This is a genomic window from Novosphingobium sp. (assembly GCF_030699305.1).
In the GTDB taxonomy this organism is placed as follows: Bacteria; Pseudomonadota; Alphaproteobacteria; order Sphingomonadales; family Sphingomonadaceae; genus Novosphingobium.
Genome location: NZ_JAUYNB010000025.1, coordinates 36,147 through 52,798 on the forward strand (window position 1 = coordinate 36,147; position 16,652 = coordinate 52,798).

General features: G+C 58.9%; 12 protein-coding genes and 1 pseudogene. 5 read left to right on the plus strand and 8 right to left on the minus strand.

The genetic code is table 11. From position 1 onward, the window contains the following. Positions 1–4: 4 nt before the first annotated feature. Entirely contained in the window at positions 5–511 is a 507-nt protein-coding gene (locus Q8Q53_RS10680; RefSeq protein ID WP_305701758.1) for a hypothetical protein, read from the plus strand. Positions 512–763: 252 nt separating this feature from the next. Here the strand turns inward: Q8Q53_RS10680 and Q8Q53_RS10685 are convergent, their stop codons facing one another. After that, on the minus strand, positions 764–1,531 hold the full coding sequence (locus tag Q8Q53_RS10685) for a lytic transglycosylase domain-containing protein (RefSeq protein ID WP_305701759.1): 768 nt from the start codon (positions 1,529–1,531) through the stop codon (positions 764–766). Between the two features lie 177 nt (positions 1,532–1,708). Between Q8Q53_RS10685 and Q8Q53_RS10690 the strand changes: the two genes are divergently transcribed. Beyond that, complete coding sequence (locus Q8Q53_RS10690) at positions 1,709–2,365, plus strand: hypothetical protein (protein WP_305701760.1); 657 nt, start codon at positions 1,709–1,711, stop codon at positions 2,363–2,365. Between the two features lie 103 nt (positions 2,366–2,468). Here Q8Q53_RS10690 and Q8Q53_RS10695 read toward each other — a convergent pair whose 3' ends face one another. Genes Q8Q53_RS10695 through istA form a run of 4 tightly spaced genes read right to left on the minus strand, consistent with a single transcriptional unit; the run spans position 2,469 to position 9,493 of the window. Continuing rightward, positions 2,469–5,519 (minus strand): helicase-related protein, encoded by a 3,051-nt coding sequence (locus Q8Q53_RS10695; protein ID WP_305701761.1) that lies wholly within the window; start codon positions 5,517–5,519, stop codon positions 2,469–2,471. Beyond that, a complete protein-coding gene (locus tag Q8Q53_RS10700) occupies positions 5,516–7,165 on the minus strand; it encodes a phospholipase D family protein (RefSeq protein WP_305701762.1) in 1,650 nt (549 codons plus the stop codon). Before Q8Q53_RS10700 ends, Q8Q53_RS10695 begins: the two co-directional genes overlap by 4 nt. 32 nt (positions 7,166–7,197) lie before the next feature. Next, on the minus strand, positions 7,198–7,980 hold the full coding sequence (gene istB / locus Q8Q53_RS10705) for an IS21-like element helper ATPase IstB (protein WP_305701763.1): 783 nt from the start codon (positions 7,978–7,980) through the stop codon (positions 7,198–7,200). Beyond that, positions 7,970–9,493 (minus strand): IS21 family transposase, encoded by a 1,524-nt coding sequence (istA, locus tag Q8Q53_RS10710; protein ID WP_305701764.1) that lies wholly within the window; start codon positions 9,491–9,493, stop codon positions 7,970–7,972. Before istA ends, istB begins: the two co-directional genes overlap by 11 nt. 265 nt (positions 9,494–9,758) lie before the next feature. Here istA and Q8Q53_RS10715 point away from each other — a divergent pair. The 3 genes and pseudogenes from Q8Q53_RS10715 to Q8Q53_RS10725 all read left to right on the plus strand — a co-directional run. Further along, positions 9,759–10,387 (plus strand): annotated as a pseudogene (locus Q8Q53_RS10715) (IS630 family transposase); the annotation flags it as partial. A gap of 181 nt (positions 10,388–10,568) precedes the next feature. Next, positions 10,569–11,174: an NUDIX hydrolase gene (locus tag Q8Q53_RS10720; RefSeq protein WP_305701765.1), complete on the plus strand. Its 606-nt coding sequence runs from the start codon at positions 10,569–10,571 to the stop codon at positions 11,172–11,174. Continuing rightward, the gene (locus Q8Q53_RS10725) at positions 11,171–11,341 is read left to right on the plus strand and encodes a hypothetical protein (RefSeq protein ID WP_305701766.1); all 171 of its coding nucleotides are present in this window, start codon (positions 11,171–11,173) and stop codon (positions 11,339–11,341) included. The genes Q8Q53_RS10720 and Q8Q53_RS10725 overlap by 4 nt, the downstream gene beginning before the upstream one ends. A gap of 188 nt (positions 11,342–11,529) precedes the next feature. On the opposite strand, the gene Q8Q53_RS10730 is transcribed toward Q8Q53_RS10725, so the two are convergent. The 3 genes from Q8Q53_RS10730 to Q8Q53_RS10740 form a co-directional block, all read right to left on the minus strand. Then, positions 11,530–12,744 carry an IS701 family transposase gene (locus tag Q8Q53_RS10730; RefSeq protein ID WP_305701767.1) on the minus strand — a complete coding sequence of 405 codons (1,215 nt, stop codon included), beginning with the start codon at positions 12,742–12,744 and terminating at the stop codon, positions 11,530–11,532. 148 nt (positions 12,745–12,892) lie between these two features. Continuing rightward, the gene (locus tag Q8Q53_RS10735; protein WP_305701768.1) at positions 12,893–15,607 is read right to left on the minus strand and encodes a TonB-dependent receptor; all 2,715 of its coding nucleotides are present in this window, start codon (positions 15,605–15,607) and stop codon (positions 12,893–12,895) included. Between the two features lie 55 nt (positions 15,608–15,662). After that, positions 15,663–16,637 carry an alpha/beta fold hydrolase gene (locus tag Q8Q53_RS10740; protein ID WP_305701769.1) on the minus strand — a complete coding sequence of 325 codons (975 nt, stop codon included), beginning with the start codon at positions 16,635–16,637 and terminating at the stop codon, positions 15,663–15,665. Positions 16,638–16,652 lie beyond the last annotated feature (15 nt).

Genomic DNA, 16,652 nt, shown 5'->3' on the forward strand with positions numbered 1-16,652 from the left:
GAACTTGACGCCTGAGACGGTTTTCAAGCCGAGTGGCCCACCGGGTAGTGAACCCGTCTTTGCATTTGCCAATGCTGCCCCCCGCGGCTGCGAGCAAGACCAGTACAAGCAGCTCATCAATGCCGAGCTTGTGCGCCAGAACATCCTGCCGGCGCACCTTGCCGATCGCATGCGTCTTTCGCGCGCCAAGCTGCACAAGATCCTCAAGCAGACCAACCCGCTGACCGACGATCTGCGCGACCGGATTTTCAGCGAGCTGGGAATGGACCACGTCCGCGCCAAGATCAGCGTCGCGCTGCTCCACGACCCGCTGGCCTATGTCGAGCAATCGGTTTTCCTCGCGACCGAAAGCCTGAAGAGCTTCTATCTCGAGGTGCTGACCTGCAAGCGCGGGTCGATCGAGGTCGATCTGCGGCCAGCGGTGATCCACGAGGCGGCGCGGCGAGCGTACGACCTGCTGCTCTCGCACCAGGAGCGGGTCTTGCAAAACAACCAGACCCTGCAGGCCTGACGGGCCGCATATGGGCCCTCAGACCATCGCCGCCTGGACTCAGCTCTATGCCGCGGTTGGGCTGCTTGCTGCGATTTGCTCGGGCTGCGCGCTCCTCAAAACGATCTACGACATCCGGACTGGGGTGATAGCCCCGCCACAAGGTAACGGTCTGAGACGGTTGCTGTGGTTTCCGAAGGTTTGGCTGCATTTTCAGCTCAGCTACCTGTGCGGTTTTCCTAGCATTTTGGCGATTGCGATCCTGTATGCCCACTATATCGGGTTTTCAACGTTCGTGCCCTGATAGGTGATGAGCGATACCTCACGGTAGCCTGAGGCTCTCACCGCCATGCTGGCCGCTATCGCTCGTGCAGCAACATCCGGGTCTGGCCCCTCAAGCTGAGTGAGACGAACCCAGTTGGTTGTGATGGCCCGAACGTAATTGACCGTTTCCGCGATTGCAGGAACGTTGCCCAGCGCAAGTGAACGACGTTCGGGCCCAGCATTGTACGCAGCCAAGGCCAGATCGACGCGCCCAAAACGATCAAGTTGCTGCCGAAGGTATCGTGCCCCCGCCCTCATGTTGGCAAGCGCGTCCCAGGGGTTCCTTAACTCTAGATTTTTCGCTGTACCCGGCATGACTTGCATCATGCCCATTGCCCCCGCCCGGCTTAGTGCCCAAGCTTTGTATCCTGACTCCTGAGCAATGACTGCGTCCAGAAGGCTTTCAGGCAGCCCGTTTTCGCAAGCAATGGCGGACATCGCAGCAAAATAGGCTCCTCGGCGGTTCTCCACCTCGGGAGTCAACCACCAGGCCGGACGGTATCCATGCTGCGGGCACGGTGTAGATGTGAACGGCGCGTCGCTCGACTCAATCAACCCTTCCAAATGGGTGCTTAGTGCAGCTCCGACGGCCCCCTGCTCATTGCTCGCGACAACGGCAAACGGAGAAAAACGGACAAGATCAACTTCTCTGGCTCTCGCGGCTGAGACGCAAATCATTGCGGCCGCTAAGATCGAACTACATTTGAATGAAATCACGACACACCCTTCCAGGGAGCGTGCCGATCTGATCGAGAATGCGCTTGATTAGAAAATCAAAGATGGAAAGCAGAGTCAATCTCTGCGTAAACCGCGGCAGGCGGGCCAAGCAGATGCCCGACGACATTCATGCTGCGATGCTGACAGCGCCCGACTTTTCAAATGGTGTCCACCCCCGTGACAATTCAACGCCTGCGGAACATCGTAAATCTCTCTGTCACGACGCTGTTCCGCCAGATCGGCGGTGGACGGGTGCGGTGCGAAAGCGAAGCAACCCTCCAACTGCATTTGGGACGGATCATCGCGACAGCGGCTGATCTGGAGATGATGAGTGAGAACGAGACATTCTCAGTGGAGCTCGAAAAACCCCTGCGCGGCGCCGATGGCAGGCGTGGAAGAATCGATATCTGGTTTAGGCTGACGGACCATCGAAGCCGCGATTGGCGTTGCGCCATCGAGCTCAAATTCTTCAAGCGCGAAAACCATCGAGAGCCAAACAATAGATACGATGTTTTCAAAGACATAGCTCGACTGGAGAGTTGCGCCGACGTAGCGGACATTGGCTTTATGCTAGTGGCAACCGACCATCGGCACTACGTCGATCAGGCTTCATATTCAGACGTCACAAGCGACTTCGATTTTCGTCACGGATCGCAATACATGTCTGGTAATACACTGACCTACAAAACCGGCGGCTATGGCCAGCCAATCACGCTGACGGGTAGTTACGTTTTCAATTGGTCAGATATTGCATCGAACATGCCATATATTCTGGTCGAAATACCACCTCTCAGCACCGAGCATGAAATAGGAAGTCCCTTGCAAGCCGGCTAACCGTGGCGATCAAGTGCATGGCTTCCGTCACATCGGAAACCCTTCGAGTGATATGCTCACCGACGAAGGGCAGCCCAAGTCTGAGCACCATTCAACCTGTGCGTCACAGTGCCGCATCTACAGGCGCATGACTGTCCTCCCGCTCGACTTGCCGCAAGCCCATAGCTGACAAATCCAATACGAGCGGTCGAAGCACAGCTCTTGTAGCCGCGCCACCTTGGGCAAGGACGTCGATGAAGTCCTCCTGATTGGGCTGGCCGAGAGCCAATCGATAGATCAGTCGTTGCTCACGAAGCCGAGCAAATTGCACCATGTCACGGCCGAAGGGCCGTTCGAAGACGTGCCGTTGCACTTCGGCAACATCGAACACCCACCAAGGTCGCAGTCCGCTAGCGTCGGCCAAATCGCCGGCGAGACTCTGAAGGCGCAGCCACGGGGAACCGGACAGGCCATTGTTGAGGACGACGTCTTTGAGGTGTTCCGCCAGACGCCTCCTGACGACCAGCCCAGCATAACGTTGAACCCGTCCCTCCCTCTGTTCCAAATCCAACGGGTTCGAGGACAGGTCCCAATGGACAACGCGCGAACACCAAGGATGGAAGTCTAGCCCCTCTTGGCCAACTGAAGTGGTTGCGAGGACATGCGGCCAGAATGGGGTATTGAAGCTTCGGCGCACCTCATCTGGGCGTGCAGGTGCTGCCGATGCAGCCGTGCTTTTGGAAACCGGTTCAGCTTCCGCGTCGCCGAAGGGGACTGCAACATGACAACGAACCGGTATCTTGTGCTTCTGTCCACCAAGACCATGAAAGCTGAAGCTGCCCGCCCGCAAGCCGAGCGAGGTGCAAACATCTCTGAGCAAGCCAGGTGCGCCATCAGGCAAATTCTGCGTTCGAAACCAACAATGTTCATCCAGAACACTCTCCAGCCCGCCATCGACGGAAGCACGCATTACCTTGTCGACAGCGTTGGTCCCCGGCAGTGCCGAAAGGATCACAGGGTTGTCGAGATAGGCCCGAAAACCCTGCCAGCTAAGCTCAACAAGTTCAGCAAAGCGACCGGGATGGAGAATTGATGAGTCGTGCCGATAAAGCGCACGGCCGAGTACAATTCCCGGTGCGCCCATGGCGTGGTCAACCAGATCCTCAAGCTCGAGTGGAGACAAGCGGTCCAACGGGGGCGTTCGACGCCATTTTGCAATCGCCGACCGTGCTGCACGATCATCGCCGATAACGCCGCTCCACGCCTGAGCGGACAATTCGAGCATACCCGCCCAGCGCTCAATTGCACCGATTACGATCGCTACCGACCGGTGGGCCCTGCGCGCCTTTGCGGTGCCTTTCTTCACGATGCCCTTGGGAAGGCTCGCCAGGATCTGGCGACGTACAACCTTGCGTGCATCCGCGAGCTTGACACCTTTCGCCTGCAATGGATCGGTGTTCTGGATCAGCCATGGTGACGGGTGAAAGGCTGCCAAGACCGGACCCGGCAGCGCTGAGAGTTTGAAACGCCGTCGCCTATAGGCCTTTTCATAGCCACCCCGGGCATTTGGCAGATTGTGCGCCTCAACACCAAAACTCAGTAACGCAGCCACGCTTGGTGGCGTTGCGCGAAACCTGCTGAACATAAGGAGCTTCGGATCACCTCCGGCATCTTTCCAGCCCCCGTCGAGCGGCCACCATGGCAAGGAAGGCGCCACCCACGGCAACGAAAGTAGTGTAGGCGGTGCAATGGCGTTCAGCGCCCTAAGCTTTGCGTCGGGCCAGTTCGCAGGCGCTTCGAGACGATTGCGCCCCTCCCGCGTCATCCTGGTGAGCTTTGGCGCAGCTTTGATAGTCGCTCGCTTCCAAGCCATGTACCGCGGCCCGAGCGATTGCGCCGGCAACGGCACTGACGACCAGTATGGCAACGCGTAACTCCCGTTCTCTTCGAAGCACTCAACGAGATGGCGGTAGACGCGGAAATCTTCTGTGCTGGGCTTTGCATCGAGAAAGCGGGTGGCTGCGAGCGTGTCGCCAGTTGCAACGCTGTCCCGTTCGGTTCGGGAAATAACGGGCGTCAAAAGGGCCCGCAGCGCATCGCGGATTTCACCGGCTTCGATGATCTCCGTCTCTCGATCCGGGTGGTCACCATCGACATGGGCCGCAATGTCGCGAAGTTTGTCACCGAACCGGGCAAACAGATCCTTTGCCTTCGTCCTTGCGCCGTCACCAGCTAAAAAGCCGACTAGTTCGAGCAACTCTGCATGCGCCAGTACGCCTTGGCTTTCCTCCCACCGGGTACTCAACAGCCGGTAAGGTGTCGCACTTAGCAACAAGATGGCTGGCCGCTTCGTCGAAGCCGGAGGATTCAACAATGCCGCAAGGAGCGGGTCTGCTTCCCGGTCATCCAAGATTTGCCGGTAACGTTGGAATTCGTCGAGGATGACGAGATCGGGCGGTTGATGGCGCAGCGTTGCCAGCGCGAGCGCTCTGCGAAGTTTGCCCACGAATGCAGTCGGCGTAAGCGCCTTTTTCTTTGTTGAAGGGTCGCCCCGCAATTCCTGATCCATGCGCTCACGCACAGGCTCGCCGAACACGGTCGCTAGTGCTTCACGAAAGCGCTGGGTCAAATTTGGCGGCGGTGTTGCAAGCTTTTCCTCAGCCTGCTGGACGAGCGAACCCCATGAATCTCCAACATTGAGCCTTAGAATGGCTGGATCGAGTTTTCTCGCAAATGCCGGATAGGCACGCTCGAGGAGGACCTTGAGATAGGCACGCTCTTCCTTGCGACCGCTGGTCAACCGGGCACGAGATCCCGGAAAAGACGTCCCTGGTGTCAGTGCGTAAATCAAGACTGGAGTGTCCGGGCGCGCCGCCACTGCAATCAAGGACAGCCGATCAGGGGTGCTCGTTGCAGCAAGCCGGCTCTTCTTGTCGAGGAAGCCGACGACCCTTCCCTTGTTTTGGTGCGAAACGGCATGTCCGTTCGCAATGTAGTACACGATCAGTGGCTTCAGGCCGTCATGCGAGAGCCGCCTCGCGACCTCTTTGGCGACGACGGTCTTCCCCAATCCGACTTCATCGGCAACCAGAAACCGCCGGAGCCCGGAGGTATCCGCGAATGCAGACAGTGCTGCCTCTACCGCGGCTTGCTGAAAAGGTTTGGGATCACTCATCGCCGCGACTTCTGGTCCTTGCCAAGTCCAGCCCTCAGGGTGGCCCACAGACCACCAAACCGCTTCAACAAGTCGGCCATGTCTGGATCCTCTTGGTCCGCATGCTCCATGATTGCCGGCAGATATTGCGACACACGGCGCTCGATCTCATGGAACCGTGCTGGACTTCGCGCCCATGCCGCCATCATCTCCTCCAGCGTAGGTAGACCGGGGTCGAGGGCGACATCAGACTTGGCAGTCGCACGTTCATCTCGTTGTTCGACTGTCCAATCGCCCTCCCCGTCGCGACCGTCATCCGCCAACAGGCCGGCAAGCCAGAGAAGAAACCCTCGCGCCCCGAGGAACCGCACAAATGCGGCTCGATCGCGATCCTCGCCAAACGGCGGATCTGCTGGTGCGCGTTGCAGCCAAGCAAGCCCGAGTGAACCGCGGCTCACTCTCAACCGAACAAATTCGCTCCGCTCGGCGGGTAAGACATGGCCGAGCATCAACCGGTTGATGCCCCTCGGCCAAGCCAAGAGCGAACCATGAAGTGTGCCGACTTCTAGCGCGATGTCAGCTTCTTCTGGGTGCGGGCCATCGGGATGGATATCGGATCGATGGTCGAGCGCGACACCGTTATCAGAAAGCTCGAGCGTCGCGGCCCAGCGGGCGGCCACCTGAGCTCGAGCTCTTTCGAGAGCCTCCTCTTCCAATTCTAAATCATCGGCGAGGCGCTCAATGCTCGAAGCAGAGGCCAACCGCGCAGAGCCAATCAAGGCCCGCAGGCCCCGCTCGACGGGTTCGGTAATTTGAAGTTCAGCAACAACCTCGGCATTGCGCCCAGTCCACGCCCGCATTGTTGCGTTGGCGCTGCCGAGCCACATCGTACGCTTGCGGCCGTCACGCCAGAACAACAGCTTCGCGTGAAGGCCCCGACCAATTTCCTCCTCTTCGTCACGATCAGCAGTCTGCTCTGCGGCAGAGCTTTCCTCCGAGGGGGGATCACCTGCTGGATATTCTGGTGCGTCGAGCGCAAGAAGCTCATCAAAGGCGCCTAGAGCCGGTCCGACCCGTTCGATTTCACGCATCGTCGTCAAAAGGACCCGGCGTGCAGTCTTACGTCCCGCTGACAGTTGGCGAGAAAGAAATGTCTTATCAACGAAGGGGCTAACGATTGTGATTTCGTCCGCGGTGTCCCGCGGCCCCGGCGCTTGCTCTGCGCTCCCTCCTGGATGCCATCTAATTTGTTCCACAGTGACGCCAGTCGGTGCCCGCCACTGCAGTTTGCCAATTTCGCGAATCAATGAGGCGGGCCGAAGCCCTTTGAGATCGGCATGCTCTGCTAAGCTTCGGGCGAGATCCGCAATTCCGGGGATAGCACGCGCGCCAGTGCCACCTGATACCAACAGAAGGCCAATGTCTCGGTTGACGCATTCAGATAGGTTGCGGCTCCCAATCCAGAGACGCCAAGTCACGATATCGTCGGCCGAACGGATCCTGACCAATGCAGCCTTGGGATGCCAACTCTGCCGTGCTTCATCAAAGGCGACTTCACGAACGAATTGATCAAGCACTGCTGCAATGCGGGGCGTGCGGCGCATTCGAGCCAACCTGTTGATTGCTACTGAGAAGTGACCCGGGGTTTTCATCGAGAAGTGACCCACCTTGCGATTATGTTTCGGATGTCAGGGTTGGGTCAAGATCGGGATTTCTCCTTCCGGGTTTTGGTCTGCAGAGCTGAGCTGTTCTTGAACCGGAAGCTGTCGTTGCCGGTCTCAAGGATGTGGCAGTGATGAGTGAGGCGATCGAGGAGCGCGGTGGTCATTTTGGCATCACCGAACACGCTGGCCCACTCGCTGAAGCTGAGGTTGGTGGTGATGATAACGCTCGTGCGTTCGTAGAGTTTGCTCAGCAGATGGAACAGCAGAGCGCCGCCTGAGGCGCTGAACGGCAGATAGCCAAGCTCATCGAGGATAACGAGATCGGAGTGGGCGAGTCTGCCGGCGATCTGGCCTGCCTTTCCCTGTGCCTTCTCCTGTTCGAGCGCGTTGACCAGTTCGACCGTCGAGAAGAACCGCACGCGTTTGCGATGATGTTCGATCGCCTGGACACCCAGTGCCGTGGCGATATGGGTCTTTCCGGTGCCGGGACCGCCGACCAGGACGATATTGTCGGCAACGCCCATAAACTCACAGCGGTGGAGCTGGCGGACCAGCGCTTCGTTGATCTCGCTGCTGGCAAAGTCGAAGCCTGCCAGATCTCGATATGCCGGGAACCGCGCAATCTTGAGTTGATAGGACACCGATCGCACCTCCCGCTCGGCAGTCTCCGCCTTCAGGAGCTGGGACAGGATCGGGACAGCCGCATCGAACGCCGGCGCTCCCTGCTCCATGAGATCGGTGACGGCCTGTGCCATACCGTGCATCTTGAGACTGCGCAGCATGACGATGATGGCACCGCTAGCGGGATCATGACGCATGGCGGTTCTCCCCGCGCAGCGCATCATAACGTTCTACATTGGCAAGTGGTTCGCTGACGAGCTTCAGCGCTTGCGGCGCCCTGATCGGCGGTGTTGTCAGCGGCTTGCCGTCGATCAGCCGGTGCAGCAGGTTGAGGATATGGGTTTTGGTCGGAACACCAGCCTCCAGCGCCATGGTAACCGCCATTAACACGATCTGCTCGTCATGGTGCAGCACAAGGGCAAGGATCTCGACCATCTCCCTGTCGCCGCCGGGAGAGCGCAACAGATGCCGCTGTAGCCGCTGGAAGGCGTCGGGCAGTTCGAGGAACGGCGCGCCGTTACGCAGAGCTCCCGGCTTGCGCTGGACAACTGCCAGATAATGGCGCCAGTCATAAATAGTCCGCCCTGGTTTGTCGTGGGATCGATCAATGATCCGCCGATGCTCGCACAACAACTGACCCTCTGCGACGACGAGGAAGCGGTCAGGATAGACCCGCACGCTGACAGGGCGGTTGGCGAAGGAGGCCGGCACACTGTAGCGGTTGCGCTCCAGATGGACGAGGCAGGTCGGCGAGACCCGCTTGCCATACTCGACAAAGCCGTCGAAGGCCCTGCCCATCGGCATCAGGCTGGCCACCTCCTCAGCCCAGGCATCAGCAACAGAACCTGGCTCGATCCCGTGTGGGATCTCCTGCCACAGCGCCTTACAGCGATTCTCGAGCCAGATGTTCAGCGCATCGAGGCTCCCGACCTGGGGAACCGGCTGCCACAGGCGATGTCGCGCATCCTGGACGTTCTTCTCGACCTGTCCCTTCTCCCAACCCGCTGCCGGATTACAGAACTCCGCTTCATAGAGATAATGGCTGACCATCGTCAGGAAGCGGGCGTTGACGGTCCGGTCCTTGCCGCGCCCGACCTTGTCGACCGCGGTGCGCATGTTGTCGTATATGCCTCGCCGCGGCACGCCGCCCAGCACGCGGAACGCGTGATTATGGGCGTCGAACAGCATTTCATGGGTCTGGAGTAGATAGGCCCGCACAAAGAAGGCACGGCTGTAGCTGAGCTTGAAGTGCGCTACCTGCAGCTTGGTGCGCACGCCATCGATGATCGCCCAGTCCTCGCTCCAGTCAAACTGGAACGCCTCACCAGGTGCGAAGGATAGCGGGACGAACGTGCCTTTGCCGCTCATCTGTTGCTGGCGGCGATAATCAGCACGCCAGCCACGTGCAAAAGCGGCCACACGGCCGTATGACCCATTAAAGCCGAGGCTCACCAGATCGGCATAGAGCTGCTTGATCGTGCGCTTTTGCTTGCGCGGGCGGCCCATCTCCCGCCTGAGCCAGACCGTCAGCCGTTCGACGAACGGATCCAGCTTGCTTGGCCGCTCCGGCACCTTGAACTGCGGCTCGACTGTTCCCGAACGCAGATACTTCCGGACGGTGTTACGGGATAAACCGGTCCGCTTGGCTATCTCCCGGATCGACAGATGATCGCGGTGATGCCAGCGCCGGATGACGCTCAATAATGCCATGTCCAACACTCCATGGTCCCCCGCTCTTCAAAGCCAGGGACGTGTTCAAACATGGGTCACTTCTCAGTGGAAATTACTGGCCTCCCCGGGTCACTTCTCAGTAGCAATCAACAAACCCGATCTTCCTCGCTCCATCGACGGCGACGCTCCGGACCCGAAAACACTGTGATCTGACCCATCAACCGCTCCTGAGTGCGCAAATAAGAGCACACTCAAGACCGATCACTCACCGTCCAGACAAGGCGGGACCCGCCGGAGGGTTACCTTCATTCGGGAGCTGATCACCGAGCATGGCGACATGACTCTGGTCGAGGTTCAGGCGCAGCTGATCGAGCGCGGCGCCCTGGTCGGGATCGGCACGGTGCATCGCTTCTTCGTTCGTCATGGGATCACGCGCAAAAAAAACCAGGCACGCGATCGAGCAGGACCGTCCCGACGTCCTGAGGCAACGCCAGCACTGGTTCGACAACCAGATCGACCTCGAACGCGAACGACTCGCCTTCATCGATGAGACCTGGACCGCCACCAACATGACCCGCAGTCACGGTCGTTGCCGGAATGGCGAGCGGCTGCGGATGGGCTTCCCACACGGGCACCGCAAGACCACCACGCTGGTCGCGGGCCTGCGCATGACCGGCATGGTCGCGCCGATGGTGCTGGATGGGCCGATCAACGGCGACTGGTTCGAAGCCTATGAGGTACAGGTTCCAGTGCCCGAGCTGCGGCCCCGGTGACGTCGTCATCATGGACAACCTCTCGAGCCACAAACGGGCAGCCGTGAGAGAGAGGATCAAAGCGGCAGGTGCAACCCTGCGCTTCCTCCCGCCATATAGCTCGGACTTCAACCCAATCGAGAGGACCTTCTCCCGGCTCAAGGCCATGCTCCGCAAGGCCTGGGCGGGTGGTCAAGCTGGGCAAACAAATCAACGTTGCCGAGATCCGGATCGAAGATGGCAACGGCCAATTGTTGGCGAGTGGTCGGGGTGTCTATGTCGGGTAGGTTCTGAAGCTGGCGTTTGCATGGCGCAAACGGCATGATTGAACTGGTTGGCTAGATAGCAAAAGGAAAGACAAGATGCGCCATGATAAAGGAGCACATGAGCCCAAACCGGCAGCAACGATCATGTTGCTGCGCGATGATCCCGAATTCCAGGTGCTGATGGTTAAACGCCACCAGCAAATCGATTTTGCCTCCAGTGCGCTCGTTTTTCCCGGCGGAAAGTTACATCGAGCCGATTCGGACCCGGCCTGGGTGGAGCATTGCGCTGGATGGGATCAGTTCGACGTTGTTCAGCGTTCCCTTCGCATAGCTGCAATCCGTGAAGTCTTCGAAGAGGCCGGCATTCTGATGGCGCGCTATCCTGGCAGCGACCTGTTCGAGGCCGCTTCTGATCCAGATGTGCGGGCCTCCGTCGAACGTGGCGAAATTGCCTTCATCGACGTGGTGCGTGAATTGGGTGTGCATTTGCGGCTTGATGCGCTGAGCATTTTGCCCGTTGGATCACGCCGCCGATCATGCCAAAGCGGTTCGACACCTTTTTCTATGCGGTCCACGCCCCCGCCAACCAGGTCGCTGCCTGCGATGGGCACGAGACCGTCGATGCCGAATGGATCTCGCCAAGCGATGTCTTGCGCCTGGCCAAATGCGGCGAGCGCACGGTTATCTTCCCGACTCGGATGAACGTGCAACTGCTGGCTGAAGCCAATGATGCGGCGGATTGTATTAAGCGCGCGGAGGAGCGAACCTTGGTTACCGTTCTCCCCGCGCTGGAAGAACGCGATGGCAAACGTCTCCTCGTGCTTCCCGATAATGCCGGTTATGGTTCCGTAGTTGAAGTTGTCGGATAGCTATTACTAGTACTACAGTTGCGTTTCAAGCCGAATTTTGCGGTGACAGAGAGCGGCGATGGTCTGGTGGGCTTGTCGCCATCGGGACCAGGCCCAGATGAAGGTGGGATGGCGTTGTGCTGCGAAGATAAGCTTTGCGATGAGCTTGCGAATTTCCGAGGTGGACAGGAGGCCTTGAAGCACGAGGGTCACGCGGCTTGTTGGCTCGGACTCGTTTTGTCCCGTTTCCGGGGATTGCCAATTTCGGGTTCGACCCGACTCCAAGCCGCTCGGCGCTGATCAGCGGCAACTTTGGCAAGGAATGCGGCGGCAGCCATGACCAGCGTCATATGACGATGCCAGCCTTGCCAAGAACGTGCTTCGCAATGATCAAGCCCGAGATCATCTTTGGCGCGCAGGAAGCATTCCTCAATGGTCCAGCGCAGGCCTGCGGCTCCCGCCAACTCCTCGAGCGAGATTCCTTCGCGCGCATAGGCGAAGTAATAGGCCAGATCGTCGGGATTCTTGAGATTGCGACGGAAGAGCAGCCAGCGCGTGAAGCCGTCGTGCGTCGTCCAGTTAAGGGGCAGGCACGCCCAGTGATACAGCCGCGGCCCCTTGGCCCCCTCGCCCGCCGATAGCGCATGCCAGTCGCTCTCTTCCAGCTCTCCCGCCAGGCAGCCTGGGTCGGTCTGGACAAGTCCTTCTTCTGTCAGGAAGCGCAGATGCTGGTTGGACCGGACCGCCAGAACATAGGGCTGGCCGCGATCCTCCAGCATGCGGCGCAGCTGGTAATCCGAACCATATAGGGCATCGGCCAGCACCCAAGCGCACGATACGCCAGCGTCAAACGCGGCTGCGATCATCTCCCGCGCCATAGTCGGCTTGGTGGCGAAGGCGACATTCTCGGGCACATTCGCTTTGCGGCGACGTTTGCCATCCTCGGCCCAGGCCTTGGGCAGATAGAGTCTGCGATCGATCAGGGTATGGCCGTAGCGACTGGCGTAGCCCAGAAAAACGCCCACCTGGCAGTTCTCCACCCGCCCCGCCGTACCCGAATATTGCCGCGCCACTCCGACCGAATGTGTGCCCTTCTTCAGGAATCCCGTCTCATCCACGACAATAACGCTGCCCCTATCGCCGAGCCCTGCCATGACGTAATCCTGCACAAGCTCGCGCAGAGCATCTGCTGACCAGGCGCTACGCCCAAGCAGTGACTGGATGCGAAAAGGACGATCCAGTCCGGCCACTTCGGCAAGCATCCATCCGGTCTTACGCTCAGTTCCCGAAAACAACCCATCGATGAACGCACCGCCTGAGGCGCGGGTCTCCGCCCGGCCCAGCGCCGGACCAATATAGGCCTTCAAATCATCAAGCGCTGCACGCCAATCGACCAATGTCCCCGCCCAATCCGCAACCGTCATGGTCCAATCCTCCGCCAATCGCAGGCAGTGAATCAGACTTCGGCAGTAAACGCAACTGTAGTACTAATCAGCGTTGAAAAACTAATAACGCCAAGTCAAGGCAGCCTCCGGGACACAATGAAGCATCCCGGAAGCTGATGATGACTAATCAGAACTTGCCGCGCACCGTGACACCGTAGGTACGTGGCTCGGCGAGGAATGACGAGAAGATTTGCCGTCCGCCCGGAAACTGGGGATAGCCGTAACTGGCTGAACTTCCGCCCGCCTGATAAGGCGTGTTGAAGGTTACCTGAGTGTAGTCCTGGTTGAAGAGATTCTGAACCCAGAATTCGACTCCCCAACGCTCCTCCGGTCCACGCAGGCCGATGCGTCCATTGACGACCACGAAGCTATCTTGACTCTTTTGCGGATAGAGGTCCGACCCTGTATTATAATCCGAGCTGAGCCGGGCATCGACGTAAAACAGCGCATGCAATCCCGAACTGCCGATTTCGGGTGTCCAGGAGGCCGAACTGGTGACCACCCACGGTGCGGAATTCGAGATCTGCTTGCCAGGCAGCACGCGCAATGCCGGGTCAAGCGGAGCACCTTGGCTGTTTCCGACCAGGTTGTCGCGGTATTTTGTGCTGGCGTAAGTGACACCAAGGTTAAAGGTCAGATTGCGCACAGGGCGCAAGGAACCCTCGATCTCCACACCCTGGCTGAGGACACCATAGCCAACATCGCCGGAAGCACAGGAGCCGGTAGCTGGATCAGCGTCCCTGTCCGCACCGCCCAGGCTAGCCTTGCAACCGTTGACCGTTTGAACGATGTAAACCGCGCCGGCGAAAGTGTTCAACTGGAAGTTGCTGAACTCCTGCCGAAATCCTGTCACGGACAGGCTGAATTCCCGCGAGCTGTACTTCAGACCCACCTCATAGGCTTTGACATATTCCGGATCGAACATGAGGTTGTGGACATAGGCCTGCGCGCCGCCACCTGCCGCAAATGGCATGATTGGCGACTTAAGGGCAGATCGATCGAGATTGAACCCACCCGCCTTGTATCCCTTTGAATAGTTGGCATAGATCATTACCTCTGGGCGGACCTGATAGGAGAGGCCCGCCGTATAGGTGAATTCACCTTCACTGCGCTGGCCGTTGATCGAGACCCCGTTCACCTCGGATGTCGAGTTCCCCTGGCAGCCCAGGCTGAGGAGCGATCCGGCTAGCGTGCGAACCGTGGCGTTGGCGCTGGAAAGATCATCGATCAAGGTTCCCTGCAATGCCGGACAAATCGTGTTGTTGTTGCCAAAGGTGGCGTCGAGGCTCTTGTCTTCCCACGTGTAACGCGCGCCAAGCGTCAACTTCAATTCATCGGCAAGTGTGATGATGTTGTGCGTGAACATCGCATAATTCTTGGAATGCTGGTGGTACGAATCCATCGTCGTACCGACGTTGCGGATCGAATCGAGGCGATCAAAGCCATTGATAATGTCAGCGCCAAAACTTCCCACGACAGTCCGGCCGGTTGCACTGAGGCAACCGGTGCTTGCAGGATCGTAGAAGCCCGCGAGGCCTCCGCCCGAAACGATCCGGCAGGCGGCGAAGCGTCCGTATTGGCTGCCAAAGCGCAGCGCATCGTCGACATTCAGCTTTTCGTCCGCGAAATAGCCCCCAACCAGCCAATCCAGCTTATCGTCGAAGGCTGAACCCTGAAGGCGCAATTCCTGGGTGAAGGTCTTGAACTGCCGGAAAGAGCCAGGAGCCCTGTAGAGCAGATCAACCGTGGAATAATCGCTATCGCCTTCCTGCTCGCTCTTGAACTCGCGGTAGCCCGTGATGGAGGTGAGTTTTGCCGCGCCGAAATCGTGATTGACCTCAAGCGACACGCCGCCATCGTTGATGGTTCCGCCCATCGGATGGGCCGGGGATGTCCAGATCTTGCGGCTGAACGGATCGCTAAATGCCTGGGGCTGTTGGCCGAGATCGATCAGAACCTTGACGATATTGTTCTGTGTCGGATCGTTGAGGCCTCCGATCTGCGGGTTGAAGGCCGCATCGATATATGCTGCGCCGCAGCATGCTTCTTCACGGTGCGTGTAATCGCCGATCAACCTGATGCTGGTCGCATCCGTCGGTTCGAACAGAAATTGCCCGCGCACGAAATAGCGGTCGCGGTTGTTAACATCCTTTCCTGTGTTCACATCGTTATAAAAGCCGTCGCGCTTGGCGTATACGCCCTCAATCTTTGCCGCGAGTGTATCGGTCAAAGGGCCGGTTATCGAACCAGCCAGGCGCCAATAATCATAATTGCCATAGCTGGCCTCGGCGTTCGCTCCGAAGGTGAAGGATGGCTTCTTGCTGATCACATGAATCAAGCCAGCCGATGCATTCCGGCCAAACAGTGTGCCCTGCGGTCCGCGCAGCACTTCGATCCGCTCGACCTCGCCAAGTTCCGACAAGGCAACGCCGGACCGAGACCGGTAGACGCCATCAATGAATACCGCGACCGAACTTTCAAGGCCCGGATTGTCCCCGACTGTCCCCACGCCGCGAACGCGCGCCGAGCCGTTAGCTTCGGTTCCTGTCGAAGAGACCATCAAGGAAGGTGCGAGCTGGCCAAGTTGCCGAATATCGCTTGCGCCGGAATTCTGCAACGATTGAGCATTAACGGCGGTAACCGCCAGCGGAACCTTGGAGAGGGTTTCCGAACGGCGGGTTGCGGTGACCACGATTTCTCCACCCGCCGCTTGCTGCTCGACCTGCTCGCTCACATTTGCCTCACCCCCGGCGGTTTGCTGGGCCAGAGCGGGACTCGCTATCGCTAATAGGCTGCATGATCCCGACAACGCGATCAAATGAAAACCATTAGATTTCAACATATAATCCTCCTCACTTTTTTAGAATCTTGAACTCACGTTGATTTCTAGCTGCCGATCAACCGGGCGGCCAAAGCCAGCATCCTAGCACCGATCGGATCGCGGCAAGAAATGCCAAGGGCTGATCCAGCATCAAATGGTGTCGTGAATTGGGTATCGCGATGATCGGGATGTCGGTTCCGCCAAGCTCGTGCACGAAATTCCGCGAGTCTCGCGTGAACAACAGGCTTTCCTCGCCATGCACGATCACCTTTCGCCCCGGTGCCGAAACCAGTTTAGGGCCGATCGCTAGCCAATCGGCACGCGAATTGTCGCGATTGAACACCGCAGGCGAGAACTTCCAGCTCCAGCCGCCTTCGACCCGGCGCAAGGAATGATAGGCCATATAGTCCATCAGGAACGGTTCCCCCACTTGCTGCGGCGGCGAGAGCTTGTAGCGGCTGCGGGCAGTCGCAAAGTCCGGGTAGATGCGCTGCGGCTTGTCGGGATTGCCTGAACCCGGGCTGGTGTGGCCGCCTGCCCAGAATGCTTCGAGCATGGCGGGGCGCAGGGTCATCATGTCGCAAGTGGCTGCACCGGCAAAGCCGCCAGGCAATTGTTCAAGCGCCTCCAGCGCGACACTGGCACCGAAGCTGTGCGCGACGATCGCCGGTTTCCGGTCAGCATCGAACAGGCCCAGCGCCCACGCCACGCCGATCATTTCCCGGCCGCGCGCGGCCATGTCGCAATTTTCGCGCACCGCGCTGTCGCCCATTGCGGACAGGTCGTAGGCTACGACGTCGTAATCGTTCGCAAGGAATGGCGCGATGAAGGCAAAGCAGCGGGCGTGGGCGAGGAAGCCGTGAGTCATCAGCACGGGTGGCTTACCGCGCTGCCCCCACCGGAAATAGTGGATCCCCGTGCCATCAACCTCAACGAAGCCTTCCTCGCGCGGAACGGCAAGGGCATCGACAAACCAGCGGGGCAGTTCTTCAGGGTTCGGGGCCCATTCCGGATCGATATCGCCAAGACCGTTCGTTATGTCACTCGACAAGGTATTTTCCGATCA

Excerpts from the sequence above, each read along its gene's own strand:
- Q8Q53_RS10695 (WP_305701761.1), bottom strand. The coding sequence starts at position 5,519 with ATGAGTGATCCCAAACCTTTTCAGCAAGCCGCGGTAGAGGCAGCACTG.
- Q8Q53_RS10725 (WP_305701766.1), top strand. The coding sequence starts at position 11,171 with ATGAACGTGCAACTGCTGGCTGAAGCCAATGATGCGGCGGATTGTATT.
- Q8Q53_RS10730 (WP_305701767.1), bottom strand. The coding sequence starts at position 12,744 with ATGACGGTTGCGGATTGGGCGGGGACATTGGTCGATTGGCGTGCAGCG.
- istA (WP_305701764.1), bottom strand. The coding sequence starts at position 9,493 with ATGGCATTATTGAGCGTCATCCGGCGCTGGCATCACCGCGATCATCTG.
- istB (WP_305701763.1), bottom strand. The coding sequence starts at position 7,980 with ATGCGTCATGATCCCGCTAGCGGTGCCATCATCGTCATGCTGCGCAGT.
- Q8Q53_RS10720 (WP_305701765.1), top strand. The coding sequence starts at position 10,569 with ATGCGCCATGATAAAGGAGCACATGAGCCCAAACCGGCAGCAACGATC.
- Q8Q53_RS10735 (WP_305701768.1), bottom strand. The coding sequence starts at position 15,607 with ATGTTGAAATCTAATGGTTTTCATTTGATCGCGTTGTCGGGATCATGC.